Below are 24,304 nucleotides of genomic sequence, written 5' to 3'. Positions count from 1 at the left end.
TCGCTCCCACAAAGGGGTTAGTGTGTTGCCGTGAATGACGGGGAGAACGCGAATTCTGTGGGAGCGAGCCTGCTCGCGAAGGCGTCAGGTCATCCAACATAGAGGTCGACTGACACACCGCTTTCGCGAGCAGGCTCGCTCCCACAGGGTTATGTATTCCAGGGCGGTAAAGGGTCAGGCCCACTCTTTGCGCAGCTGCCGCGCGGCGCTGACCATGTGCACCAGCGCCGCTTCGGTCTCTGGCCAGCCTCGGGTCTTCAACCCGCAATCCGGATTGACCCACAGCCGCTCGACCGGAATACGCTGCGCCGCCTTGCGCAGCAAGCCAACCATTTCCGACACATCCGGAATCCGTGGCGAGTGAATGTCGTACACGCCGGGGCCGATGTCGTTCGGGTAGGCGAACGCTTCAAACGCTTCGAGCAGTTCCATGTCCGAACGCGAGGTTTCGATGGTGATGACATCGGCGTCCATCGCCGCGATCGACTCGATCACATCGTTGAACTCGCTGTAGCACATGTGCGTGTGGATCTGGGTTTCGTCGCGCACGCCGGAGGCGCACAGGCGGAACGCTTCGCTCGCCCAGTGCAGATACGCCGGCCACTGCGCCCGGCGCAACGGCAAGCCTTCACGGAACGCCGCTTCGTCGATCTGGACGATTTTGATTCCTGCCGCTTCCAGATCATTCACTTCGTCACGGATGGCCAGCGCCAGTTGTCGAGCCTGCACTTCGCGGCTGACGTCTTCGCGGGCGAACGACCACATCAGCATGGTCACCGGGCCGGTCAGCATGCCTTTCATGACCTTGTCGGTGAGGCCCTGGGCGTAGCGGATCCACTCGACCGTCATCGCCTGCGGGCGGCTGAGGTCGCCGAAAATCACCGCCGGTTTGACGCAGCGCGAACCGTAGCTCTGCACCCAGCCAAAGCGGGTGAAGGCATAGCCGTCGAGCTGTTCGGCGAAGTATTCGACCATGTCGTTGCGCTCTGCCTCACCGTGCACCAGCACATCCAGGCCGAGGCGTTCTTGAATTTCCACCGCGTGGCGAATCTCCGTGTGCATCGCATCGGTGTAATCGGCCGCGCTGAGCTTGCCTTGCTTGTAAGCCTGACGCGCCAGACGGATCGCCGCCGTTTGCGGAAACGAACCAATGGTGGTGGTCGGGAATAACGGCAGGTCGAGCTTGCCGCGCTGTTTGGCAATACGCTGGGCAAACGGCGATTGGCGTTGCGCATCCTTGGCAGTGATCGCCGCGACCCGCGCTTGCACCGCCGGTTTGTGAATACGCGGCGAGGCAGCGCGGCTGGTCTGCACCGAACGGCTTTGCGCGAGGGCACGCAGTACCTTCGGCGCTTCCGGCTCGCTGACCGCTTGCGCGAGCACGGCGACCTCTTCGCACTTCTGCACGGCGAACGCCAGCCAGCTTTTCAGTTCGGCATCGAGCTGGTCTTCGCGGCCCAGATCAACCGGGCTGTGCAGCAATGAACAGGACGGTGCTACCCACAAACGATCACCCAGACGCTCATGAGCATGGCGCAGCGTCGCCAGCGCGTTTTGCAGATCGCAGCGCCAGACGTTACGACCGTTGACCACACCCAGCGACAGCACTTTATAGGCCGGCAGACGATCCAGAATGGTCGGGTATTGATCCGGCGCGCGCACCAGATCGATGTGCAGGCCATCGACCGGCAGGTTCGCCGCCAGACCGAGGTTTTCTTCCAGACCACCGAAGTACGTGGCGAGCAGTTTTTTCAGCGGATCGCGCTGGATCTGGTTGTAGGCGCGCTCGAAGGCATTCTTCCAGTCCTGCGGCAAATCGAGCACCAGAATCGGCTCATCAATCTGCACCCACTCCACGCCCAATGCCGCCAGCCGCGCGAAGATCTGGCCGTACAGCGGCAGCAGGCGATCAAGCAAATCGAGCTTGTCGAAATCGGCGCCTTTGGTTTTTCCGAGCCACAGATAGGTCAGCGGGCCGATGATCACCGGTTTGACGTTGTGCCCCAGCGCGCGGGCCTCTTCGGTTTCCTCAAACAACTGCTCCCAACCCAGCTGAAATTGTTGATCGACGCTGAATTCCGGTACGAGGTAGTGATAGTTGGTGTCGAACCACTTGGTCATTTCCTGAGCGTGGCCTTCGCTGCAGCAAGTATTGCTGACGCCTCGGGCCATGCTGAACAGGGTCTGCAGCGTGGCTTTGCCGTCGTGCGGACGGAAACGCTCGGGGATCACGCCGAACATCAGCGAGTGGCTCAGCACCTGGTCGTACCAGGCGAAATCGCCGACCGGCAGCAAGTCGATGCCAGCGTTTTTCTGCAAGTCCCAATGGACCTTGCGCAGCTCACGCCCGACGTCACGCAGGCCCGCCTCGTTCAGTTCTCCTTTCCAGAACGCCTCTTGCGCTTTCTTCAGCTCGCGGTCGCGACCGATGCGCGGAAATCCAAGGGAATGGGCCAGTGCCATGACAAACAACTCCAGATGCTTATTCGATGGCGGGTATTGTCGGGAACCGGACTTGATGAAACAAACTCAATAAATTCTAGATCATCACAAGTTCTACTCATGCACAGACGCCCCTTTAGGAGCTGCCGAAGGCTGCGATCTCAAGACCGTAGGGACGCAGAGCGTCCAAGGCTGCATTCCCACGCGGAGCGTGGGAACGATCAGAACACCTCAGGGCAACATGCAAGTTTTCGTTCTATCGTTAGATCCAAATGGCTGGATTTTCCAAGGATTAGAGGTTGCGAGAGAGGATGTCTGCGCCTAAGTTGCACGCGAGTCTTTTCCCCGCGATTGGAACGCGATCAACACCATACAGAGGTGAAGAAATGTCGAAGGAATCACGCCCTGCCGTGCTTGGGCTGATAGGCAATACTCCGCTGGTGCAGGTCACCCGCTTCGATACCGGACCGTGCACGCTGTTTCTCAAACTTGAATCGCAGAACCCCGGCGGCTCGATCAAGGACCGTATCGGTCTGGCGATGATCGACGCTGCCGAACGTGACGGCCGCCTGCAACCGGGCGGGACGATTGTCGAGGCCACTGCCGGCAACACCGGCCTCGGTCTGGCGCTGGTCGGCCGGGCCAAAGGCTATCGTGTGGTGCTTGTGGTCCCGGACAAGATGTCCACCGAGAAGGTCCTGCACTTGAAGGCCATGGGCGCCGAAGTGCACATCACCCGCTCCGATGTCGGCAAGGGCCATCCCGAGTATTATCAGGACGTCGCCGCGCGTTTGGCCAAGGACATTCCCGGCGCGTTTTTCGCCGACCAATTCAACAATCCCGCCAACCCGCTGGCCCATGAATGCAGCACCGCGCCGGAAATCTGGGCGCAGACCGAACATGATCTGGACGCCATTGTCGTCGGCGTCGGATCGGCCGGCACGTTGACCGGGTTGAGTCGCTTCTTCAAGCGCGTGCAGCCGAATCTGGAAATGGTTCTCGCCGATCCGGTCGGCTCGGTGATGGCGCAATACAGCCGCGACGGCACCTTGCCGACGCCCGGTTCGTGGGCGGTCGAGGGTATCGGCGAAGACTTCATTCCGTCGATCACTGACCTGTCCAGCGTGCGTCACGCCTACTCGATCAGCGACGCGGAAAGCTTCGATCACGCCCGCCAGTTGCTCAAGGCCGAGGGCATTCTCGGCGGTTCATCGACCGGCACCTTGTTCGCTGCCGCGCTGCGTTATTGCCGCGAACAGACCGAGCCGAAACGCGTGGTCAGCTTTGTCTGCGACACCGGCACGCGCTACCTGTCGAAGGTCTACAACGACCAGTGGATGACCGATCAGGGCCTGTTGCAACGCAAAGGCTACGGCGACTTGCGCGACTTGATCGCACGGCGTTTCGAGGACGGCCGGGTGATCAGCGTCGGCCCGGACGACACCCTGCTCACGGCCTTCCAGCGCATGCGTCTGGCGGATGTTTCGCAACTGCCGGTGCTGGTCGAAGGCAAGCAACTGGTGGGCGTGATCGACGAGTCCGACATCCTCCTCGGCGTCCACGAAGATGCCGCGCGCTTCAGCCAGTCGGTGTCCAGCGTGATGACCGACAAACTGCAAACCCTCGCCCCGGCTGCGAGCCTGGCCGAGCTGGAAGCGGTGCTCAGCCGAGGCCTGGTCGCGATAGTCGCCGACGCCTCCGGCTTCCATGGCCTGATTACCCGCACCGACATGCTCAACCAATTACGGAGATCCCTTGCATGAGTCAGCACGACGATAAATCCCAAGGCTTCGCCACCCGGGTGATCCACGCCGGACAAGAGCCCGACCCGACCACCGGCGCGCTGATGCCGCCGATCTATGCCAACTCCACGTACCTGCAAGACAGCCCCGGCGTACACAAGGGTTTCGACTACGGCCGCTCGCACAACCCGACGCGTTTCGCCCTGGAGCGCTGCGTCGCCGACCTCGAAGGCGGCACCCGCGCGTTCGCCTTCGCCTCGGGGCTGGCGGCGATTTCCACGGTGTTGGAACTGCTCGACGCCGGCTCGCACATCGTTTCCGGCAATGACTTGTACGGCGGCACGTTCCGCCTGTTCGACAAGGTTCGTCAGCGCAGTGCCGGGCACCGTTTCAGCTTCGTCGACCTGACCGATCTGTCGGCGTTCGAAGCCTCGCTGCAGGACGACACGCGCATGGTCATGGTCGAAACCCCGACCAACCCGCTGCTGAGCCTGTCGGATCTGGCCGCGATCGCGCGCATCTGCCGCGCGCGCGGGATCATCTGCGTGGCCGACAACACCTTCGCCAGCCCGTACATCCAGCGCCCACTGGAGCTGGGTTTCGACATCGTCCTGCACTCGACCACCAAATACCTCAACGGCCACTCCGACGTGATCGGCGGCATTGCCGTGGTCGGGCAGAACGCCGAGCTGGCGGAAAAACTCGGTTTTCTGCAGAACGCCGTTGGCGCGATTTCCGGGCCGTTCGATGCATTCCTGACCTTGCGCGGGGTGAAGACCCTGGCGCTGCGCATGGAGCGCCATTGCAGCAACGCCCTGGACCTGGCGCAGTGGCTGGAACAGCAGCCGCAGGTCAAGCGCGTCTACTATCCCGGCCTTGAGTCGCACCCGCAGCATGAACTGGCCAAGCGGCAGATGCGTGGTTTTGGCGGGATGATTTCTGTTGATCTGAACAGCGATCTGGCCGGCGCACGGCGGTTTTTGGAGAATGTGAAGATCTTTGCGTTGGCGGAAAGTCTGGGCGGTGTGGAAAGCCTGATCGAACATCCGGCGATCATGACCCACGCGACGATTCCGCCGGAAACCCGCGCCAAGCTTGGTATTGGCGATGGCTTGGTACGGTTGTCGGTGGGGGTCGAAGATGTTGAAGACCTGCGTGCCGATCTGGCTCAGGCACTGGCAAGAATGTAAACAGCTCCACACCAAGAAGCCCGCGCAATGCGGGCTTCGTCTTTTTTTGTCCGTCGATCTTTCTGCCGTGGCAGTTCCCGAGGCCGATCCTATACTCAATCGGCTCGATCAGGATTATCTCGACACCCGCACGCCGCTCGGTGTGCCCGTGCCTTTCGCCAACCAGGTAAAACCCAAGCCAATGAGTCACTGCGCCGGGCATACGCAACGGACGACATCTCATCGCATTCTGGCTGCTGGGTCGTGGAGAAAACCATGAAATACAAGTTGTTGTCAGGCGTGCTTCTTGCGGTAGCGGCCAGCGTTGTGGTGCCGAATGTCTTGGCGGCGCAACCGCAGGCGTTGGCTTCGGATGGGGCTGATCATGTTGGCGCCGGCGCGGTGGCCGCCGATGGCGCTGATCGTGTCGGTGCCGGCGCAGTGGCTGCCGATGGCGCTGATCGTGTCGGTGCCGGCGCGGTGGCTGCCGATGGCGCTGATCGCGTCGGTGCCGGCGCTGTGGCTGCCGATGGCGCTGATCGCGTCGGCACGGGCGCGGTGGCTGCCGATGGTTCTGATCGTGTCGGTGCCGGCGCGGTGGCTGCCGATGGCGCTGATCGTGTCGGCGCAGGCGCGGTGGCCGCCGATGGCGCTGATCGCGTCGGTGCCGGCGCGGTGGCTGCCGATGGCGCTGATCGTGTCGGCGCAGGCGCGGTGGCCGCCGATGGCGCCGATCGTGTCGGTGCCGGCGCGGTGGCTGCCGATGGCGCTGATCGTGTCGGTGCCGGTGCGGTGGCTGCCGATGGCGCTGATCGCCTCGGCGCAGGCGCTGTGGCTGCCGATGGAGCTGATCGTGTCGGTGCCGGAGCATTGGCAGCGGATGGGGCCGACCGCACCGGCGTCAACCGAGTGGCCTACTCCCGGGTCGGAGTCGGTTCTGATCGCGTGGCATCGGCGCTGATGACCGGCAGCTATTCCGACCAGTTCAACAGCCCACAATAATCGCCGCGAAATAACGGGCGAGCTCCTGAGCCGCCCGTTTACATCGGCCTTTACAGCATCTGTTCAACCGCTGCGCCTTGTCGATCACGCAGGGCGCGCAACGTCGCGCGTAACTCGGCCGGGCGCACAGGTTTCGACAGAATCGCAATCTGCCGGTCATGCAAGGCAGCCTGAATTTTCTCGACGTCATGCCCGGTGATGATCATTGCCGGCACCGCCCAACCGCGCCGCCTGCGCACTTCGTCAATGCATTCGATGCCAGTGGCGTGGGTGCCGAGGTCATAGTCGGCGACGATGATGTCGCAGTCGGTGACCAGGCCTTCAGCCGACCACTCGGCCTGCACCACACAGCCCCAGCGTTCGAGCAACGCCGAAGTCGCGAGCAACACGTTGCGGTCATCCTCGACCAGACACACCTTCAGCCCCGTCAACAAACCCACCTGCCGCGCTTCACTGCGAACCACCGGTGACTGCGGCGCCGCCACGATCGGCAACCCCGCAAGCGTCACAGCTGTGCCGCGCCCCAACTGTGAACGCAGAGCAACGTGCACATCGATCAGTTCACCAAGACGCTTGATGATCGACAGGCCCAGCCCGACGCCCTCGACATCTTTGTCGCGCACTTGCCGTACCCGATAAAACTCCTCGAAGACCTTGTGCAGATGCTCTTCGGCAATGCCGTTGCCACGGTCATGGATGACGATGGCCAGCCCTGCCCCACGTTTACGCACGCCGATCAGCACGGGACGTTGCGCGCCGTATTTGAAGCAGTTGGAGAGCACGTTCTGCAACATGGTCGCGAGCAGCGCCGGGTCGGTTCTGACCCAGTGGTTGCACGGTCGCAGCCGCAGTTCGACGCCTGCCCAACGGGCCGCTTCCTGGTGTTGGCGTATCAGATCCGCAAGCCATTCACCGAGATTCAGCGTTTGCATTTTCGCTTCGATCCGACCGTTATCGAGGGTGTAGAGGTCGAGAATCGAGCGGAACAATTGCGAAACGTTAAGCAGCGAGCGGTCGATGTTGTCGACCAGCCGCCGCTCGTCATCGCCCAGGCGCGACTCTCGCAGACACGCGGTAAACAGACCGATGGAATGAATCGGCTGACGCAAGTCATGACTGGCCTGCGCCAGAAACCGCGACTTTTCCAGGTTAGCCGCCAGCGCTTCTTCCGACGCCTTGCGCGTGCGCTCAAGCAGCAAGTGCGCATAAAACGGAATCACCGTGCTGGTGATCAGCAGCATCAGCACCATGAACGGCTGCCCCTGCCAATACGGCGTCAGGCGATACACCACCAGCAGCGCCCCCAATGCAAGGCCGGTGGCAATCGCCAGATAGCGCGAGCCGTAGCGCATGCCGTTGCCGAGATTGACCCAGACCATCACCGCATACAACGGCAGCGCCGCTTCGCCGCCGATCACCAGTCCAAAACAGGTGCCGGTGTAATCGTGGACCATGGCAAAAATCCGCCGCGCCGGATAATACCCGGGCCAACGCGCAATGGCTTGGCGGAACGCGATCGAAGCCAGCAGAAACAAGACAATGTAAGTGATGACCGGCAGGTAGGTATCGAAGCGATGGCCCGGCAGAAAACCCAGCACGACCATGTAAACCACCGCAATGGCAGCGATGATGATGCGCAGGTTGGCCTGGTCGAGTTCAGTGTTCTTCTCGAACTTCATGGTAAACGTCCTTGTGCAGCAATCGTCAGTTTCGGAAGCAGCCTACAGGCAACCTTCGCGTCCGATGCTAAGGTGCAGGCCTTGAATCACGCCTGACCCAGGGAGGGTCACGCCATGACATGCCGGATCATCATAGCCGACGATCACCCACTGTTTCGCGAGGCGATGCTGCGCACCGTACAGCGCGTCCTGCCCGGAGCGAATATCTGCGAGGCCGGCGACTTCGACGCGGTGCTCAAGCTGCTCCCACAGGGCGACGAGCCGGACACGCTGATGCTCGATCTGCGTTTTCCCGGGCTGACCTGCATCACCCAGCTCGCCGACTTGCGCCAACGATTGCCGCGCACCACGCTGATCGTGGTGTCGATGGTTGACGATCAGACGCTGATCAGTGAAGTCATGGCGGCGGGCATTGACGGTTTTATCGGCAAGAACATTGCGCCGGATGAAATCGGCCAGGCGATTCTGGCGATCCGTGAAGGCGAGGTGCTGGTGAAGTCGGCGCCGTCCGGCCTGTTGCCGCTGGAAACTGCGACGACGCTGACGCCGCGTCAGCAGGACGTGCTGCGTTTGATCGCGCAAGGCAAGACCAACAAGGAAATCGCCCGTGAACTGGATATCTCCTCGTTCACGGTACGCATCCATGTGTCTTCGTTGCTGCGCACGCTGGATGTGCCGACGCGGGCGGCAGCGGCGGTCAAGTATTCGGGGCTGTGAACCCTTTTACGGATCAACCTGCGCCATCAGATCCGGCACCGACTCCGGCCGTTTCGCGTACCGCTGAGCCAATACCGCGCAGACCATCAGTTGGATCTGATGGAACAACATCAGCGGCAGAATCAGCACGCCGATGGTGCTGCCGGCAAAGAGTACCTGCGCCATCGGCACGCCGGTCGCCAAGCTCTTTTTCGAACCGCAGAAGAGGATGGTGATGCGGTCTTCCTGATTGAAGCCGAACGCTTTGCTCAACAGAATTGATGCCACCAGAACCAGCGTCAGCAGGATGCAGCAGACCACCACCAGGCCGAGCAACTCGAACAACGGAATCTGTTGCCAGATGCCTTCGTTGACCGCTTCGCTGAATGCGCCGTACACCACCAGCAGAATCGAGCCCTGATCAACGAATTTCAGCCAGTTCTTGTTGCGCCCGACCCACGCGCCGATCCAGCGGCGGGCGATCTGCCCGGCAATGAATGGCAGGAGCAATTGCACACTGATCTTGACGATGGCATCGAGGGTCGAACCGCCGTCACCGTGAACGTTGAGCAGCAACGTCACCAGCAGCGGCGTCAGAAAAATCCCGAACAGACTGGACGCCGCCGCACTGCAGATCGCCGCCGGAATATTGCCTCGCGCCAGCGAAGTGAACGCGATCGCCGACTGCACGGTGGCCGGTAATGCGCAGAGGTAGAGCATGCCCATGTACAGCTGATCACCGATCAGCGGTGACAACAGCGGTTTGAGCGCCAGACCGAGAATCGGGAAGAGCACGAAGGTCAGGCCGAACACCAGCAGATGCAGACGCCAGTGGCCAGCGCCGGCGATGATCGATTCGCGCGACAGCTTGGCGCCGTGCAGGAAAAACAGCAGGGCGATGGCGATGTTGGTCAGCCAGCCGAAGCCGACCGCGACCTGGCCGCTGGCGGGCAGGAAGCTCGCCAGCAGCACAACGCCGATCAAGGTCAGCGTGAAGTTATCGGGCAGAAAACGTGGGCGCGTCATGAGATTCATCCGGGGGTTGCCAGTGCGTGCCGACGACTCTAACGTGACTGGCAATTACCGACTAACGCCGAAGAGCCGCAAGATGCCGCCTAAAGGACATGCCAACAGCGTTCGCCGCAGTGTTCCCGGGCTGCCCAGCCTGCCGCGCCCCGTGTATGGACGTACCGAATCGCTGCCCAATCGCGCCCTCACCCGCCGCCACAGTCATCCATGGGTGCAGTTGTCCTATGCGATTCAGGGCGTGCTCGAAGTGCAGACCAGCGCTGGCCGTTTCGTTGCGCCGCCGGAACGCGCGGTGTGGATTCCGGCCGGCGTGCCGCACCGGGTGTTCAGCGCACCGCATACGGAAATGCGCAGCCTGTATATCGATAGCAGCGTCACTGGTTGGGCGGCTGAACATTGCCATGTGCTCGGCGTCAGCGATTTGCTCAGGGAGTTGATTCGCGCCTTCAGTCAGGTGCCAGTGGAATACGACGAAAGCGGCCCTGACGGACGCTTGGCCCAGGTGATCCTTGATCAATTGGCCGACGCGCCGACCATCGACTTGATGCTGCCGCTCCCGCAAGACCCGCGCCTGAAGCAGATCTATCAGAGCCTGGAGCAACACCCGGAGCAGCAGACCACGCTGAGCCACTGGAGCGAAAAATTCGGTGTCACCGAAAAGACTCTGACGCGCCTGTTTTTGCGCGACACCGGCCTGACCTTCCGCGCCTGGCGCCAGCGTCTGCGCTTGCTTGGCGCCCTGACCCCGCTGGAAAAAGGCGAGCGTGTGACCGATGTTGCGCTGGCTTGTGGATACGACTCGACCTCGGCGTTTATCGCCGCGTTTCGTCAGCAGTTTGGCGAGACACCGGGGGAGTTTTTCCGCTGACACTTCGTTTTTGCCGAACTGTCAGTCAGAAATAAACGATTTTTCTTTGCTCCAGATCCGTCGCTAGCATGGCCCCGTCTGACTTTGATCGAGAAGAGAAGATGATCCCTGTGGGAGCGAGCCTGCTCGCGAACGCGGTGGGTCAGCAACCTCAACTTCGCTGTTCCATCGCATTCGCGAGCAGGCTCGCTCCCACAGGAGATGTGCTTGCTGCAAATAAAAAGACGGGGAGCGTGCCATGCCTGCCACGAACATCAATATCGGCGAACCCTGGATGTGGGGTGCCTTCATCATCTTCGTTCTGGCCATGCTGGCCCTCGACTTGTTTGTCTTCGGCGGGCGCAAGGCGCACCGGGTGTCGGTGCGGGAAGCGTCGGCCTGGGTGGTTGCCTGGTGCCTGTTGGCGCTGAGCTTCGCCGGATTGCTCTGGTGGTATCTGCATGGCGAATTCGGCGGTGAAATCGCCCGACAGAAAACCCTGGAATTTCTCACCGGCTATCTGATCGAGCAGTCGCTGTCGATCGACAACATGTTCATCTTCGTCATGATCTTCAGCTACTTCGCCGTGCCACCGGAATTGCAACGACGAGTGCTGCTGTACGGCGTGCTCGGTGCGATTGTCATGCGCGCGATAATGATTTTCGCCGGTGTGTGGCTGGTGTCGCAGTTCGAATGGCTGCTGTATGCCTTCGGTGTATTCCTGATCATCACCGGGATCAAGATGCTGGTGTTCGCTGATCATCAACCGGATCTGGAAAAGAATCCGATACTGCGCTGGGTTCGCGGGCATATGCGCATCACCAGTGGCTTTCACGGCGAGAAGTTTTTCATCCTGCAGAACGGCGTGCGCTGGGCAACACCGATGTTCCTGGTGCTGGTGCTGATCGAGGCCAGCGACTTGATGTTCGCCGTCGACAGCATTCCGGCGATCTTCGCCGTCACCACCGACCCGTTCATTGTTTTCACCTCGAACATTTTCGCGATCATGGGCCTGCGCGCGCTGTACTTCCTGCTGGCGGACATGGCTGACCGTTTTCATCTGCTCAAATATGGGCTGGCGATCGTGCTGGTGTTCATTGGCGGCAAGATGGTGCTGATGCCGTGGTTCCACATGCCGGTGGAATGGTCGCTGGCAATCGTCGGCTCGGTGATTCTGGGGTCGGTGCTGTTGAGCCTGGTGACCAGCCGCGAGGCAGAACGCCGCACCGAATGACACAACCCACCCCCACCTGTGGGAGCGAGCCTGCTCGCGAATACGCCGGATCATTCAACATAGGAGTTGAATGACACACCGCTTTCGCGAGCAGGCTCGCTCCCACATTTGAAGTGCGGTGCTCTTATTTATCGGACTTGATACTGGTCCACACCCGCGTGCGCACCCGCTCCATTTTCTGCGGCAACGGCTGCACCACATACAGGGTTTTCAGCGCTTCGCTGGTCGGGGTCAGGTTGGGGTTGTCGGTGATGTCCTTGTTGACCAGCGGCATCGAGTCCTTGTTGGCATTTGGGTAACCGAGGAAATCACTGATCGGTGCGATCACTTTCGGGTCGAGCAAGTGGTTGAGGAATTCGTGGGCCTCGGCGACGTTCTTAGCGCTCTTCGGAATGGCGAAGGTGTCGAACCAGATCGGCGCGCCCTCCTTCGGCAAACGCCAGTCGACCACCACACCGTTGCCCGCTTCTTTGGCGCGATTGCCGAATTGGTAGAAGCTGCCGGAATAACCGATCGCCACGCAGATGTCGCCGTTGGCGATGTCGGTCATGTACTTGGCCGAGTTGAAGTAGGTCACGTACGGGCGAATCTTCATCATCAAGGCCTTGGCCTTTTCATAGTCCGCCGGGTTCTGGCTGTTCGGGTCGAGGCCGAGGTAATGCAGGGCCAACGGCAGGATCTCCGACGGCGAATCGAGCATCGCCACGCCGCAGGCCTTGAGCTTTTCCATGTTCTCGGGCTTGAACACCAGATCCCAACTGTCCACCGGCGCATTTTCGCCCAGGGCGGCCTTGACCTTGGCCGGGTTGAAGCCGATCAGCACGGTGCCATACATGTAAGGCACGCCGTACTGGTTGCCGGGGTCGTTGGCGTCGAGCAATTTGAGCAGGGCCGGATCCTGGTGCTGCCAGTTCGGCAATTTCGACTTGTCGAGTTTCTGGAACACGCCGGCCTTGATCTGGGTTTCGATGAACTGATTGGACGGCACTACCAGGTCGTAACCGGAGTTGCCGGTGAGCAGTTTGGCTTCCAGGGATTCGTTGGTGTCGAAGGTATCCCAGGTCACTTTGATCTTGCTTTGCTCGGCGAAGTCCTTGGGCACTGACGGCAGAATGTAATCCGCCCAGTTGTACACCCGCAGTTCGCGCTGCTCGGCCTGGACGGCGCTGGCCAGCAGCGTCAGGCCACACACGGTGGCGCCCAGAATGCGTTTGATCGTGACCATGGTTGTTTCCCCGAATGCGACGTGAGATCGATGGTTTTTATGTTCTGTACACGGCAGTGGCTGTAACGATAGCCAAGGGCAAAAAAGGTCGAGCCTGTTGTTATGGTTTCGATTCTTGCTGACAGCGTAGCGCGATGACAGTAGACGGCAGGCCAAAAGGGGATCGATATGGCCAATTTGCTTGACCGCTGAAATGCGCAAACAAAAATGCCCGGCACTGGGCCGGGCATTGCTGTGTTGCCGTTGGGATCAGTCGGTATAGCCGAGTCTGGCCGCCCTGCTCTGCTGCGCCTGACCGCGAGTTGCCAGGCAGTAATACAACGGCACGGTGACCACCAGGCCAACCAGCCACGACAGGTCAGCACCTTCCACCAGATTGGCGTATGGCCCGACGTACAGCGAGGTATTGGCAAACGGCAACTGCACGATGATGCCGATGAAGTAGGCAATGATCGCGTGCAGGTTGAAGCGCCCGTAGATCCCGCCGTCAGCGCGGAAGATCGAGGCAATGTCGTAGTTGCCGCGCTTGATCAGGTAGAAGTCGATCAGGTTGATCGACGCCCACGGCACCAGCACCAGCAGCAGCGCCAGAATCAACCCGATGAACTCGGAAATGAAATCCGCCGAAGCACCGAGGGCGACCACGCAGCATCCGGCCAGAATCACGCTCGCCAGCACCACGCGCACCTTGATGCTCGGCGTCCACTGGCTGGCGAAAGTCTGGATCGAGGTGATGATCGACAACACCGCGCCGTACAGATTCAGCGCGTTGTGGCTGATGATGTTGAGCAGAAACAGCACCATCAGAATCGGCCCCAGCCAGCCGGTAGACTGCTTGACCGCCGCCATCGCTTCAGTGCCTTCCGGCGTCGCCAGCACCGCCACCGCGCCAAAGCTGAACGACAGAATCGTACCCAGCGTCGCGCCCAAGTAAGTCGCCCAAAACGGTTTGGCGATACCGATGTCTGCTGGCAGATATCGCGAATAGTCGGAGACGTATGGCGAGAAGCTGATCTGCCAGATGATCCCCAGCGACACCGTCGCCAGCCAGCCGGAGAGGTTGAAACTGCCGCGCGTCAGGAAGTCTGCCGGCAAGTCATGGGCGAAGATGTAGATGAACCCGGCGAGCAACGCGCCGCCCATCACCCAGGTGCCGATGCGGTTGAGGGTGTGGATGAAGTTGTAGCCGATCACACCGATCGCGGTAGCGGCCAGCGCGCCGATCAGAATGCTAAGCGGTGCCGGCACTGACGGGGCAATGCCGACGATGGATTTGCCGGCAAGCACGATGTTGGAAATGAAGAAACCGATGTAGATGAGCGCCGCAAAGAACACGATCAGCAGCGCGCCATAGCGGCCGAACTGACCGCGACTCTGGACCATTTGCGGAATGCCCATGCGCGGGCCCTGGGCCGAGGCCAGCGCAATCACCACGCCGCCGATCATATGCCCCAGCGCAATCGCCAGCAGCCCCCAGAACAGATTCAGATGGAACACCTGAACCACCATGGCGCCGGTGACGATGGGCAGTGGCGCGATGTTGGTGCTGAACCAAAGAGTGAACAGATCGCGGGCCTTCCCGTGGCGTTCCGCGAGTGGGACGTAATCGACCGTATGATTCTCGATCAACGGATCTTGCCGGGACATCTGGGACATATGCATGAACTCGAGTTTGTCTGTTTTTATCTTTGTATGAAGCCAAACCGGGAGGACTCTTGGGTCGCCCCTCAGATGCAGACCATATTATGGTATTCCAAACTTTGCACAAGCCTGATCCGCTGATTCTGTCGCTGTCTGATCCGCTATCCTCGCTGATCCCACCCCTGACCGGCTAGCTGAAAGCCCCGTAAACACTGAGTTTCCGACGAAAGTGGCACGTTTATCGGTTCACCAGAAAAGCTCTTGCAAGATATGTATTACGGTATACCATCAGACCTACAAGCCATAAAAACCGCGTCACACCATCCGAGGACCACCCAATGATCGATGCTGCCATTTACAAACAAGTCATGGGCTCGTTCCCGTCCGGCGTCACCGTTATCACCACGCTGGACGACGACGGTCAGATCGTCGGCCTGACCGCCAGCGCGTTCAGCTCGCTGTCGATGGACCCGGCACTGGTGCTGTTCTGCCCCAACTACAGCTCCGACTCCTATCCCGTGCTGATCAAGAACAAACGCTTTGCGATTCACCTGTTGTCCAGCGTGCAGCAAAGCGAGGCCTATGCCTTCGCGCGCAAAGGCAAGGACAAGGCGCAGGGCATCGAGTGGACGTTGAGCGAACTGGGCAACCCGATCCTCGCCAATGCCACGGCGGTGATCGAGTGCGAGTTGTGGCGTGAATACGAAGGTGGCGACCACGCGATCATGGTCGGCGCGGTGAAGAACCTGATCGTCCCCGAGCAGGTCGCCGGACCGCTGGTGTATTGCCATGGCAAGATGGGTGCGTTGCCGGTTGTGGCGTGACTTCACCAGATCTCGGATATCCCATGTGGGAGCGAGCAGGCTCGCTCCCACCGGTTTTGGTGTTGCCTGGGCGACCGTGTCAGGTCCTAAACCGGCTCACCAACTGATTCAACGTCTGCGACAACGCCGTCAGGTTCTGCGCATCCTGGCGAGTCGAATCCGCCAGGCTCGCCACCAACTGCGCATCGCCATGAATCTGGCTGATGTGCCGATTGATGTCTTCCGCCACTTGATGCTGTTCCTCCGCCGCTGTGGCGATCTGCGTGTTCATGTCGCGGATCACGTCCACCGATTCACGAATCAATTCAAAACTCGCCCGCGCCTCGTTGATCGACACCACGGTTTCCTGCGATACCTCGAGGCTGGCGTGCATCTGCTTGCCCATCTGATGGGTGCGCCGCGCCAGATTGCCCAGCAGTGCGTCAATCTCACCGGTGGAATCCGAGGTGCGTTTGGCCAGCGCCCGAACTTCATCGGCGACCACGGCAAAGCCCCTGCCCTGTTCACCGGCGCGCGCGGCTTCGATGGCGGCGTTGAGCGCGAGCAGATTAGTCTGCTCGGCAATCGAGCGGATGGTGCCGAGGATCGACTGGATGTCGTTGCTGTCCTGCTCCAGTTGCTGCATCGACTCGGCACTGTGGCCGATCTCTTGGCTCAAGCGCCCGACGTTGCTCACCGCCGCATCGATCTGCTGCTGCCCGGTGTGTGCCTGACGCTGACCGTTGTCTGCCGAATCGGCCGCTTGACTGCACGAACGCGCGACCTCGTTGGACGTGGCGACCATTTCGTGAAACGCCGTAGACACCATGTCCACCGCCTCACGCTGACGCGAAGCCACGTCGGCCATTTCCGCCGAGACCTCGGTGGCGCTGCCGGAGCTGCTGTGAATCTGCCCTGCCGCTTGGCCGATACGCTGAATCAATGTGCGAATAGCTTCAAGAAACTGGTTGAACCAGCCGGCCAGTTGCGCGGTTTCATCCTGCCCACGGACTTCCAGTCGCGCAGTCAGATCGCCCTCGCCTTGCGCGATGCCTTCGAGACCACTGGCGACACCACGAATCGGCTTGACCATCAGTCCGGCAAACCACGCGCCGGCCATTGCAAACAACAGTGCGCAAACCACAGCGATAGCGCCGATCAGCCAGGTCAAACGCGTCGCCCCCGCCATCACTTCGCTCGCCTTGACCAAGCCGACAAACCGCCAGCCCAACGCCTGCGACGGCCAGACCAGCGCCATGTAATCCTCGCCGGCCAGTTGCACCTCGACCAGGCCTTTGCCCGCCTCGGCCAGTTGCTGATAACCGTCGCCGAGATCGCTGAGTTTCTTGAAGTTGTGCGCCGGATCGCTCGGGTCGACCAGCACGGTGTTGTTGGCTTCCATCAGCATCAGATAACCGCTCTCGCCGAGGCGAATCTGCTTGACCAGGTCGGTCAACTGCTTGAGCGACACATCGATGTTGACCACGCCGGCATTGCTGCCCAACTGGTTGTTGAAGCTGCGCACAGTGCTCACCAGCACCACGTCATCCGCCGCCCAGTAATAGGCCTCGGTGCGCAGGGTTTTACCGGGATTGGCTATCGCGGTTTTGTACCAGGGCCGGGTACGCGGATCGTAGTTGGCCAGTTGCGCATCGCCCGGCCAGAACAGGTAACCGCCCTGCTCGGTGCCGACGGACAGATAGGTGTAAGCCGGGTGGGCCTTGGCCAGGCCGTCGAACAGCTTGAACAGCTGTTGATCCTGCGGCCCCATCGGCACTTGCGCGGCGTCGCTGCTCAGGTAGCGTTTGAGGCTGGTGTCGATGCTCTGCAGTTGTGGATGCTCGGCCAGGTAAGCAACGTTCTGGCTGATGCCCTCGAAGAACAGCTGCATCGCGTTTTCCACCTGACGCACCTCGCGCCCGGTGCTATCGGTAAAGGTGTCGCGCGCGCCCTCGCGGACATTGAGGATGATCAGCGCTGCCACCAGTAACACCGGCAGGCTGGCGATTACCGCAAACGCCAGAGTCAGTTTTTGTTTTATGTTCATTGCTTGCGCCTTCCTTGTTCGAAGTGTCGGTCAGAAATATTTTGCGGATATTCCGTATTATGGTATACCAATATTCAATCAACCGAACAGCCGTCCTCGAAGGCGTGCTTGAATGGTGAGAAGACTCGCGAGCGCAACGCGTTCACGTCAGTTCGACAGGCCCGCATACGACCGGCCAATTACAAAAGACTCGAGGTATCGTCATGAAATTTTCCCTGTTCGTACACATGGAACGCTGGGACGAAAGCGTCAGCCACCGCCAACTGTTCGAAGACCTGACCGAACTGACCCTGATGGCCGAGGCCGGCGGATTCAGCACCGTGTGGATCGGCGAACACCACGCCATGGAATACACCATCTCCCCAAGCCCGATGCCGTTGCTGGCCTACCTCGCAGCGAAAACCACGACCATCCACCTCGGCGCCGGCACCATCATCGCGCCGTTCTGGCACCCGCTACGCGTCGCCGGCGAATGCGCCCTGCTCGACGTGATCAGCAACGGCCGCATGGAAGTCGGTCTAGCGCGCGGCGCCTATCAAGTTGAATTCGACCGCATGGCCGGCGGCATGCCCGCCTCCAGCGGCGGCCAGGCCCTGCGCGAAATGGTCCCGGTGGTCCGCGCCCTGTGGCAAGGCGACTACGCGCACGACGGCGACATCTGGAAATTCCCCACCTCCACCAGCGTGCCGAAGCCGATCCAGAAGCCCAACCCACCCATGTGGATCGCCGCCCGCGACCCCGACTCGCACAACTTCGCCGTCGCCAACGGCTGCAACGTCATGGTCACGCCATTGATGAAAGGCGACGAAGAAGTCCTCGACCTGAAGAACAAATTCCAGACCGCACTGGACAACAACCCAGACGTACCGCGCCCACAATTGATGGTGCTGCGTCACACCCACGTGCACACCGCTGATAACCCGGACGGCTGGCAAGTTGGCGCTAAAGCCATCTCACGTTTCTACCGCACGTTCGATGCGTGGTTTGGCAACAAGGAAACTCCGGTCAATGGCTTCCTCGCGCCGAGTCCGGAAGAGAAGTTTGCCGGACGTCCGGAGTTTGAACTGGAGAGTCTGCACAAGACCGCGATGATCGGCACGCCGGAAGAGATCATTCCGCGGATCAAGTACTACCAGGAACTGGGGGTGGATGAGTTTAGTTTCTGGTGTGACAACAGCTTGCCGCATGAAGAGAAGAAGAAATCGCTGGAGTTGTTTATCAAGCATGTGGTGCCGGCGTTTCGCTAGGAGCCTGTCCATCTCTGAGCATTGAAAAAAGGGCGACTCCGACCGGAGCTCGCCCTTTTTCAATTCTGTAATGTCGAAGTGAAATACTCATCGCGCAACGTACGACTCTTTCCTACTGCCAAACCAGCACTTGCGTACAAGTGCCTTTCGCACTTTGCGCGGATAGTGGCCGTTGCCCATTCGGCATCTATTCTTGCCACACACGATCACAAGGAGTTTGCATGAGCACCTTCAAGACCCAAGACGGCACCGAGATCTATTACAAGGACTGGGGCAGCGGCAAGCCCGTGCTGTTCAGCCACGGCTGGCCGCTGGATGCCGACATGTGGGAATACCAGATGGAGTACCTGAGCAGTCGCGGCTACCGCACCATCGCCTTCGACCGCCGTGGTTTTGGTCGCTCGGAGCAGCCGTGGACCGGTTATGACTACGACACCTTCGCCGATGACATCGCTGGCCTGATCAACCATTTGGACCTGCGCGACGTAACCCTGGTCGGCTTCTCCATGGGTGGCGGCGACGTCAGCCGCTACATCGCCCGCCACGGCAGCGAGCGCGTTGCCGGTCTGGTATTGCTCGGTGCGGTGACGCCGCTGTTCGGCAAGAAGGCCGACTTCGCCGAGGGCGTCGACAAATCGGTGTTCGACGGCATCAAGGCTGGCCTGCTGAAAGATCGCGCGCAGTTCATCGTCGACTTCAACGCGCCGTTCTACGGCACCAATCAGGGCCAGAAAGTCTCTGACGGCGTGCTCACGCAAACCCTGAACATCGCGCTGCTGGCGTCGCTCAAAGGCACCGTCGACTGCGTGACCGCGTTCTCGGAAACCGACTTCCGCCCGGACATGGCCAAGATCGACGTGCCGACCCTGGTGATCCATGGCGACGGCGACCAGATCGTGCCCTTCGAAACCACCGGCAAGCAGGCCGCCGCACAAATCAAGGGCGCTGAGTTGAAGGTCTACGCGGGCGCGCCGCACGGGTTCGCCGTGACACATGCACAGGCGTTGAATGAGGATCTGCTGGCGTTCCTCAACCGGTAATCCCGCCCGGCAAAAGCCGTAGTCAGATGCTGATGAACCAAGGCCCGCGCGATGCGGGCCTTGTGTTTTGCGCTATGGTATTTTCCTGCGTCCACTACCCGGAGAAGGAAATCCCATGCTGCGAATACTCGGCAAAGCCTCATCGATCAACGTGCGCAAAGTGCTGTGGACCTGTGCCGAACTGGACGTGCCGTTCGAACGCGAGGACTGGGGGGCGGGCTTCAAGTCGCCGAACACGCCGGAGTTTCTCGCGCTCAACCCCTGTGCCATGGTGCCGGTGATCCAAGACGGCGATTTCACTCTCTGGGAATCCAACACAATCATTCGTTATCTGGCGACGCGTTACGGCGGTGCGCATTTGTATCCCGCTGCGCCTATTGCCCGGGCGCGGGTCGATCAGTGGATCGACTGGCAGGCCTCGGAGCTGAATCGCTCGTGGTCATACCCGCTGATGGCACTGGTGCGCAAGTCACCGGACTATCAGGACCGCGATGCCCTGGCCGCCGGCTGCCGGGACTGGACGCGCAACATGCAAATCCTCGATCGCCAACTGGAGAAGACCGGCGCTTACGTCAGTGGCGAGCAGTTTTCCCTGGCGGACATTCCGATGGGGCTGTCAGTGAATCGCTGGTTCGAAACGCCGCTCGATCACGGGGATCTGGCTGCGGTGCGCGCCTATTACGATCGCTTGAATCAGCGCGACGGTTATCGTTTGTACGGGCGCAATGGCACGCCCTAAAGACACGCTCGATCAGGCTTGCTCACGCACCACGCCCCGCTCTTCAAGCAAACGCACGAACATGCTCAGACTGCGCGACACCGTGCCCCGGCGCCACACCAGCCAAGTGGTCAGATAGCGGAAGTCCGCCGTCAGCGGCCAGACGCTGACCGTCGCGCTGCCGGGCATGCTTTGCAGCATTTTGCGCGGCATCAGTGCCAGGCCGGCACCGGCGCTGACGCAGGCGAGCATGCCGTGGTAGGACTCCATTTCGAAGATCTTGCCCGGTACGGCAGCGTCAGTGCTGAACCATTTTTCGAAATGATGACGGTAGGAGCAGTTGGAGCGGAAGGCATAGATATTCTCGCCATTCACGTCCGCCGCACGTTCGACCGGTGAATGATTAAGCGGCGCGATGATGACCATTTCCTCCTCAAACGCCGGCACACCTTCCAGGGCCGGATGCAGTACCGGGCCGTCGACAAATGCGGCGACGAGACGCCCGGACAGCACGCCGTCGATCATCGTCCCGGATGGCCCGGTTGAAAGATCGAGGTCGACCTTTGGGTGCTGCTGGTTGTACGCCGCCAGCAGTTCGGGGATACGCACCGCTGCGGTACTTTCCAGCGAGCCCAAGGGGAACGCGCCCTGGGGTTCTTCGCCTGCTACCGTAGCGCGGGCTTCCTGCACCAGATCGAGAATGCGCCGCGTGTATTCGAGAAAACTCCACCCGGCCGGCGACAGGCGCAGACGGCTTTTCTCGCGGATAAACAGATCGACGCCGAGGTCCTGCTCAAGCTGCTTGATCCGCGTAGTCAGGTTCGACGGCACGCGATGAATCTGCGTGGCGGCCGCGCTGATGCTGCCGTGCTCGGCCACGGCTTTGAAGATTTCCAGTTGCACCAGATCCACAGTCATTCTCCAATCATGAAAGAAACACTCTTTATTATTCAGTTTCCAGAAAGCTAGCGCCACCCTACTCTAGGCCCATCCGACGAACCTACAGGACAACGTCATGAGCCAGATTTCCAGCCAGACCCACGCCATCTCGATCAACCCGGCCACCGGCGAGCAGATCGGTCACTACGCGTTTGAATCCGCCGCTGCCCTTGATGCGGCGCTGACTCGCGCTGCCTTCGCTTTCGGCAAGTGGAAGCGCAAGCCGCTGCAGGATCGTTCGCGCCTTTTGACCGCCCTCGCCGGCGCGCTGCGTGAAACCTCAGAAGCGATGGCAACCATGATCACCCAGGAAATGGGCAAGCCGATCGCCCAGGCCCGTGGCGAAATCGAGAAATGCGCCAAGCTCTGCGAGTGGTACGCGGAACACGGCCCGGCGATGCTCGACGCCGAAGCCACCCAGGTTGAAGGTGGCAAGGCGCGTATCGAATACCGTCCGCTGGGGCCGATTCTGGCGGTGATGCCGTGGAATTTTCCGATCTGGCAAGTGCTGCGCGGCGCGGTGCCGACGTTGATCGCTGGCAACACTTACGTGCTCAAGCATGCGCCGAACGTGATGGGCAGCGCTTACCTGCTGCGCGATGCGTTCGTCCGCGCCGGTTTCCCCGAGGGCGTGTTTGAAGTGATCAACGTCACCCCGGAAGGCGTTTCCACCGCCATTGCCGATTCGCGCATCGCCGCTGTGACGCTGACCGGCAGCGTCCGCGCCGGTATGGCCATCGGCGCTCAGGCCGGTGCGGCGTTGAAGAAATGCGTGCTGGAACTCGGCGGCTCCGATCCGTTCATCGTGCTCAACGATGCTGATCTGGATGAGGCGGTGCACGCGGCGGTGGTCGGTCGCTATCAGAATTCCGGCCAGGTTTGCGCGGCTGCCAAACGTCTGATCATCGAACAAGGTGTGGTCGAGGAATTTACCCGCAAGTTCGTTGAAGCGACACGCCAGTTGAAGATGGGCGATCCGCTCAACGCTGACACTTACATCGGGCCGATGGCGCGGTTCGATCTGCGTGATGAACTGGATCAGCAAGTGCGCGACACGTTGGAGGAAGGCGCGACGCTGTTGCTGGGAGGCGGCAAGGTTGAGGGTTCGGGCAACTACTATGAGCCGACGGTACTGGCTGACGTGACCGACCGCATGACCTCGTTCAAGCAAGAACTGTTCGGCCCGGTCGCTTCGATTATCACCGCCCGCGATTGCGCACACGCCGTGGCCTTGGCCAACGACAGCGATTTCGGCCTGACTGCCACGATCTACACCGCCAACGTCGCGCTGGCCGAGCAACTGACCAGCGAACTGGAAACCGGTGGCGTGTTCATCAACGGCTACTCCGCAAGCGACCCGCGCGTGACCTTCGGCGGCGTGAAGAAGAGCGGCTTCGGTCGTGAGCTGTCGCACTTTGGCGTACGGGAATTCTGCAACGCGCAGACCGTGTGGCTGGATCGTAAATAAGCCTGGTGCTGTAAAACCTGTGGGAGCGAGCCTGCTCGCGAGAGCGTCCTGTCAGTCACCGCTGCATCGACTGACACACCCTCTTCGCGAGCAGGCTCGCTCCCACATGCTCTGCTTCGATTTACAGATACTTCAGCCAGCTGATGTCCCGGCGCCGCGCTTTCAATGCAGAGAACCAGCGCACTGCCGGAAACAGCACCACGGCAAGAACCACCGCCGCCAACCACACCGCAGTCACCGTCGAAAAGCCGAAATAGTTGCCCTGATTCAGGCCAAACAGCGCCACGCCAATCAGGTACAACACCTTCAACACATACAAATGCAGCAGATAGAAAAACATCGGCGCCGAGCCGAACACGGTCAGCCAGCCAATCCAGCGGCGACTCTGCACGCGCTCAAAGGCGAGCAACAGCAACAGCCCCGAACTCACAGTCAGCGCGAGAAACAGCAGCGATGGCGGGTATTTGGTGATATTGAAAAAACTCATCAGTGTCTGCACCAGCGAATCGCTGATCGCCCACGGTTTTTCGCCGTAGCCGTTAATCAAGCGCAGCACCACAAAGCCCAGCAATCCACCGCCCCCGGCAATCAGCAAACGACGCTGACGCACCGCCGCGTCCATGCCCCGAGCAAACCACGGCCCCAGCGCATAGCCCAGGCCGATTACACCAATCCACGGCAGCAGCGGGTACGAGGTGCGCAGGCGCAAGGTGTCGCTGATCTCGATCCAGCCCCGATCATGCAGAACCGCCCAAGGCACATGCATCGCCGACTCGACCGGGAAATGCACCGCGTCGAGCAGGTTGTGCCCGGCGATGATCGCCAGGCTCAGCGTCAGCAGCAGCGCACGTGGCAACCAGACCAGCAGCGCCAGCGCGATCATGCTCAGGCCGATCGCCCAGATCACTTGCAGGTAGATCACGCTGGGCGGCAACTGGAAGGTCCAGGCGAAGTTGACCAAGGTGAACTCCAGCGCCACGAGGAACAATCCACGCTTGAACAGAAACGCGCTGACATCGGCTTTGCCGGCGTATTTTTCACCGTACAGCCATGCCGACAGACCGGTCAGCAAGACGAATACCGGCGCGCACAGGTGCGCCAGGGTGCGGCTGAAGAACAGCGCCGGTTCAGTGCTGGCAATGTCCATCGGGTCGGACACCTGGCGGTGCAAGAGAAAGGTTTCACGTACGTGATCGAGCAGCATGAACAGGATCACCAGGCCTCTGAGCGCATCAATGGATAGCAGCCGGCCAGTCGTCAATGGGGCAGAACGGGGAAGTACAGGGGTCATGGATCTTTCGCAATCGAGAGGAATAACTCCGGACAGCCACAACGC

At 60.7% G+C, this 24,304-nt stretch carries 19 protein-coding genes and 2 pseudogenes; 12 read left to right on the top strand and 9 right to left on the bottom strand.

The features are described 5' to 3' along the window. Positions 1–174: 174 nt before the first annotated feature. On the bottom strand, positions 175–2,463 hold the full coding sequence (gene metE / locus BXA01_RS00435; RefSeq protein ID WP_076562466.1) for a 5-methyltetrahydropteroyltriglutamate--homocysteine S-methyltransferase: 2,289 nt from the start codon (positions 2,461–2,463) through the stop codon (positions 175–177). A 365-nt stretch (positions 2,464–2,828) separates the two neighbouring features. On the opposite strand from metE, the gene BXA01_RS00430 reads away from it, so the two are divergent. The 4 genes from BXA01_RS00430 to BXA01_RS27190 are packed head-to-tail and all read left to right on the top strand — an operon-like array spanning position 2,829 to position 6,355. After that, positions 2,829–4,205 (top strand): pyridoxal-phosphate dependent enzyme, encoded by a 1,377-nt coding sequence (locus BXA01_RS00430; protein WP_076562464.1) that lies wholly within the window; start codon positions 2,829–2,831, stop codon positions 4,203–4,205. After that, positions 4,202–5,374, top strand: coding sequence for a cystathionine gamma-synthase (locus BXA01_RS00425; protein WP_076562462.1), 1,173 nt, complete (start codon positions 4,202–4,204; stop codon positions 5,372–5,374). Before BXA01_RS00430 ends, BXA01_RS00425 begins: the two co-directional genes overlap by 4 nt. Then, positions 5,325–5,633, top strand: coding sequence for a hypothetical protein (locus BXA01_RS26880; protein WP_157115937.1), 309 nt, complete (start codon positions 5,325–5,327; stop codon positions 5,631–5,633). The genes BXA01_RS00425 and BXA01_RS26880 overlap by 50 nt, the downstream gene beginning before the upstream one ends. After that, positions 5,630–6,355, top strand: a complete 726-nt coding sequence (locus BXA01_RS27190) for a hypothetical protein (RefSeq protein WP_177345027.1) — start codon at positions 5,630–5,632, stop codon at positions 6,353–6,355. The genes BXA01_RS26880 and BXA01_RS27190 overlap by 4 nt, the downstream gene beginning before the upstream one ends. 50 nt (positions 6,356–6,405) lie before the next feature. Here BXA01_RS27190 and BXA01_RS00415 read toward each other — a convergent pair whose 3' ends face one another. Next, on the bottom strand, positions 6,406–8,034 hold the full coding sequence (locus tag BXA01_RS00415) for an ATP-binding response regulator (RefSeq protein WP_076562460.1): 1,629 nt from the start codon (positions 8,032–8,034) through the stop codon (positions 6,406–6,408). Positions 8,035–8,148: 114 nt separating this feature from the next. Here BXA01_RS00415 and BXA01_RS00410 point away from each other — a divergent pair, with 114 nt between their 5' ends. Beyond that, positions 8,149–8,751 carry a LuxR C-terminal-related transcriptional regulator gene (locus tag BXA01_RS00410; protein ID WP_076562458.1) on the top strand — a complete coding sequence of 201 codons (603 nt, stop codon included), beginning with the start codon at positions 8,149–8,151 and terminating at the stop codon, positions 8,749–8,751. 6 nt (positions 8,752–8,757) lie between these two features. Here BXA01_RS00410 and BXA01_RS00405 read toward each other — a convergent pair whose 3' ends face one another. Beyond that, complete coding sequence (locus BXA01_RS00405; RefSeq protein ID WP_041480047.1) at positions 8,758–9,756, bottom strand: bile acid:sodium symporter family protein; 999 nt, start codon at positions 9,754–9,756, stop codon at positions 8,758–8,760. A gap of 82 nt (positions 9,757–9,838) precedes the next feature. On the opposite strand from BXA01_RS00405, the gene BXA01_RS00400 reads away from it, so the two are divergent. Beyond that, on the top strand, positions 9,839–10,627 hold the full coding sequence (locus BXA01_RS00400) for an AraC family transcriptional regulator (protein ID WP_076562456.1): 789 nt from the start codon (positions 9,839–9,841) through the stop codon (positions 10,625–10,627). A gap of 238 nt (positions 10,628–10,865) precedes the next feature. Then, entirely contained in the window at positions 10,866–11,840 is a 975-nt protein-coding gene (locus BXA01_RS00395; protein WP_076562454.1) for a TerC family protein, read from the top strand. A 124-nt stretch (positions 11,841–11,964) separates the two neighbouring features. Here the strand turns inward: BXA01_RS00395 and BXA01_RS00390 are convergent, their stop codons facing one another. Next, entirely contained in the window at positions 11,965–13,065 is a 1,101-nt protein-coding gene (locus BXA01_RS00390; RefSeq protein WP_041480044.1) for a polyamine ABC transporter substrate-binding protein, read from the bottom strand. 249 nt (positions 13,066–13,314) lie between these two features. Beyond that, the gene (locus BXA01_RS00385; protein WP_076562452.1) at positions 13,315–14,721 is read right to left on the bottom strand and encodes a purine-cytosine permease family protein; all 1,407 of its coding nucleotides are present in this window, start codon (positions 14,719–14,721) and stop codon (positions 13,315–13,317) included. A 323-nt stretch (positions 14,722–15,044) separates the two neighbouring features. Between BXA01_RS00385 and BXA01_RS00380 the strand changes: the two genes are divergently transcribed. Next, a complete protein-coding gene (locus tag BXA01_RS00380; RefSeq protein ID WP_016775037.1) occupies positions 15,045–15,530 on the top strand; it encodes a flavin reductase family protein in 486 nt (161 codons plus the stop codon). A 79-nt stretch (positions 15,531–15,609) separates the two neighbouring features. Here BXA01_RS00380 and BXA01_RS27520 read toward each other — a convergent pair. Further along, positions 15,610–16,209, bottom strand: a pseudogene (locus tag BXA01_RS27520) (methyl-accepting chemotaxis protein); the annotation flags it as partial. 306 nt (positions 16,210–16,515) lie between these two features. Then, positions 16,516–17,400, bottom strand: a pseudogene (locus BXA01_RS27515) (cache domain-containing protein); the annotation flags it as partial. A gap of 359 nt (positions 17,401–17,759) precedes the next feature. Between BXA01_RS27515 and BXA01_RS00370 the strand changes: the two are divergent. The 3 genes from BXA01_RS00370 (at position 17,760) to BXA01_RS00360 (ending at position 20,582) form a co-directional block, all read left to right on the top strand. Continuing rightward, positions 17,760–18,803 carry an LLM class flavin-dependent oxidoreductase gene (locus tag BXA01_RS00370; RefSeq protein WP_065616172.1) on the top strand — a complete coding sequence of 348 codons (1,044 nt, stop codon included), beginning with the start codon at positions 17,760–17,762 and terminating at the stop codon, positions 18,801–18,803. A 221-nt stretch (positions 18,804–19,024) separates the two neighbouring features. Further along, on the top strand, positions 19,025–19,843 hold the full coding sequence (locus tag BXA01_RS00365) for an alpha/beta fold hydrolase (RefSeq protein ID WP_076562448.1): 819 nt from the start codon (positions 19,025–19,027) through the stop codon (positions 19,841–19,843). 115 nt (positions 19,844–19,958) lie between these two features. After that, positions 19,959–20,582, top strand: a complete 624-nt coding sequence (locus tag BXA01_RS00360) for a glutathione S-transferase family protein (protein WP_076562446.1) — start codon at positions 19,959–19,961, stop codon at positions 20,580–20,582. Between the two features lie 12 nt (positions 20,583–20,594). Here the strand turns inward: BXA01_RS00360 and ptrR are convergent, their stop codons facing one another. Beyond that, the gene (gene ptrR, locus BXA01_RS00355) at positions 20,595–21,473 is read right to left on the bottom strand and encodes a putrescine utilization regulator PtrR (protein WP_076567585.1); all 879 of its coding nucleotides are present in this window, start codon (positions 21,471–21,473) and stop codon (positions 20,595–20,597) included. A 103-nt stretch (positions 21,474–21,576) separates the two neighbouring features. Here ptrR and BXA01_RS00350 point away from each other — a divergent pair, with 103 nt between their 5' ends. Then, positions 21,577–22,968, top strand: a complete 1,392-nt coding sequence (locus tag BXA01_RS00350; protein ID WP_076562444.1) for an aldehyde dehydrogenase family protein — start codon at positions 21,577–21,579, stop codon at positions 22,966–22,968. Positions 22,969–23,089: 121 nt separating this feature from the next. Here BXA01_RS00350 and BXA01_RS00345 read toward each other — a convergent pair whose 3' ends face one another. Beyond that, positions 23,090–24,259 (bottom strand): DUF1624 domain-containing protein, encoded by a 1,170-nt coding sequence (locus BXA01_RS00345; protein ID WP_076562442.1) that lies wholly within the window; start codon positions 24,257–24,259, stop codon positions 23,090–23,092. Between the last annotated feature and the right edge of the window lie 45 nt (positions 24,260–24,304).

Origin of the sequence: Pseudomonas sp. B10 (assembly GCF_900156235.1) — a bacterium.
GTDB lineage: Bacteria > Pseudomonadota > Gammaproteobacteria > Pseudomonadales > Pseudomonadaceae > Aquipseudomonas > Aquipseudomonas siliginis.
Note: the sequence above shows the minus strand (reverse complement) of the source record. Positions and strands in the feature narration are given on the sequence as shown.

Bases quoted from the DNA above. Each gene is read 5' to 3' on its own strand.
- metE (WP_076562466.1), bottom strand. From the start codon at position 2,463: ATGGCACTGGCCCATTCCCTTGGATTTCCGCGCATCGGTCGCGACCGC.
- BXA01_RS00430 (WP_076562464.1), top strand. From the start codon at position 2,829: ATGTCGAAGGAATCACGCCCTGCCGTGCTTGGGCTGATAGGCAATACT.
- BXA01_RS00425 (WP_076562462.1), top strand. From the start codon at position 4,202: ATGAGTCAGCACGACGATAAATCCCAAGGCTTCGCCACCCGGGTGATC.
- BXA01_RS26880 (WP_157115937.1), top strand. From the start codon at position 5,325: ATGTTGAAGACCTGCGTGCCGATCTGGCTCAGGCACTGGCAAGAATGT.
- BXA01_RS27190 (WP_177345027.1), top strand. From the start codon at position 5,630: ATGAAATACAAGTTGTTGTCAGGCGTGCTTCTTGCGGTAGCGGCCAGC.
- BXA01_RS00415 (WP_076562460.1), bottom strand. From the start codon at position 8,034: ATGAAGTTCGAGAAGAACACTGAACTCGACCAGGCCAACCTGCGCATC.
- BXA01_RS00410 (WP_076562458.1), top strand. From the start codon at position 8,149: ATGACATGCCGGATCATCATAGCCGACGATCACCCACTGTTTCGCGAG.
- BXA01_RS00405 (WP_041480047.1), bottom strand. From the start codon at position 9,756: ATGACGCGCCCACGTTTTCTGCCCGATAACTTCACGCTGACCTTGATC.
- BXA01_RS00400 (WP_076562456.1), top strand. From the start codon at position 9,839: ATGCCGCCTAAAGGACATGCCAACAGCGTTCGCCGCAGTGTTCCCGGG.
- BXA01_RS00395 (WP_076562454.1), top strand. From the start codon at position 10,866: ATGCCTGCCACGAACATCAATATCGGCGAACCCTGGATGTGGGGTGCC.
- BXA01_RS00390 (WP_041480044.1), bottom strand. From the start codon at position 13,065: ATGGTCACGATCAAACGCATTCTGGGCGCCACCGTGTGTGGCCTGACG.
- BXA01_RS00385 (WP_076562452.1), bottom strand. From the start codon at position 14,721: ATGTCCCAGATGTCCCGGCAAGATCCGTTGATCGAGAATCATACGGTC.
- BXA01_RS00380 (WP_016775037.1), top strand. From the start codon at position 15,045: ATGATCGATGCTGCCATTTACAAACAAGTCATGGGCTCGTTCCCGTCC.
- BXA01_RS00370 (WP_065616172.1), top strand. From the start codon at position 17,760: ATGAAATTTTCCCTGTTCGTACACATGGAACGCTGGGACGAAAGCGTC.
- BXA01_RS00365 (WP_076562448.1), top strand. From the start codon at position 19,025: ATGAGCACCTTCAAGACCCAAGACGGCACCGAGATCTATTACAAGGAC.
- BXA01_RS00360 (WP_076562446.1), top strand. From the start codon at position 19,959: ATGCTGCGAATACTCGGCAAAGCCTCATCGATCAACGTGCGCAAAGTG.
- BXA01_RS00350 (WP_076562444.1), top strand. From the start codon at position 21,577: ATGAGCCAGATTTCCAGCCAGACCCACGCCATCTCGATCAACCCGGCC.
- BXA01_RS00345 (WP_076562442.1), bottom strand. From the start codon at position 24,259: ATGACCCCTGTACTTCCCCGTTCTGCCCCATTGACGACTGGCCGGCTG.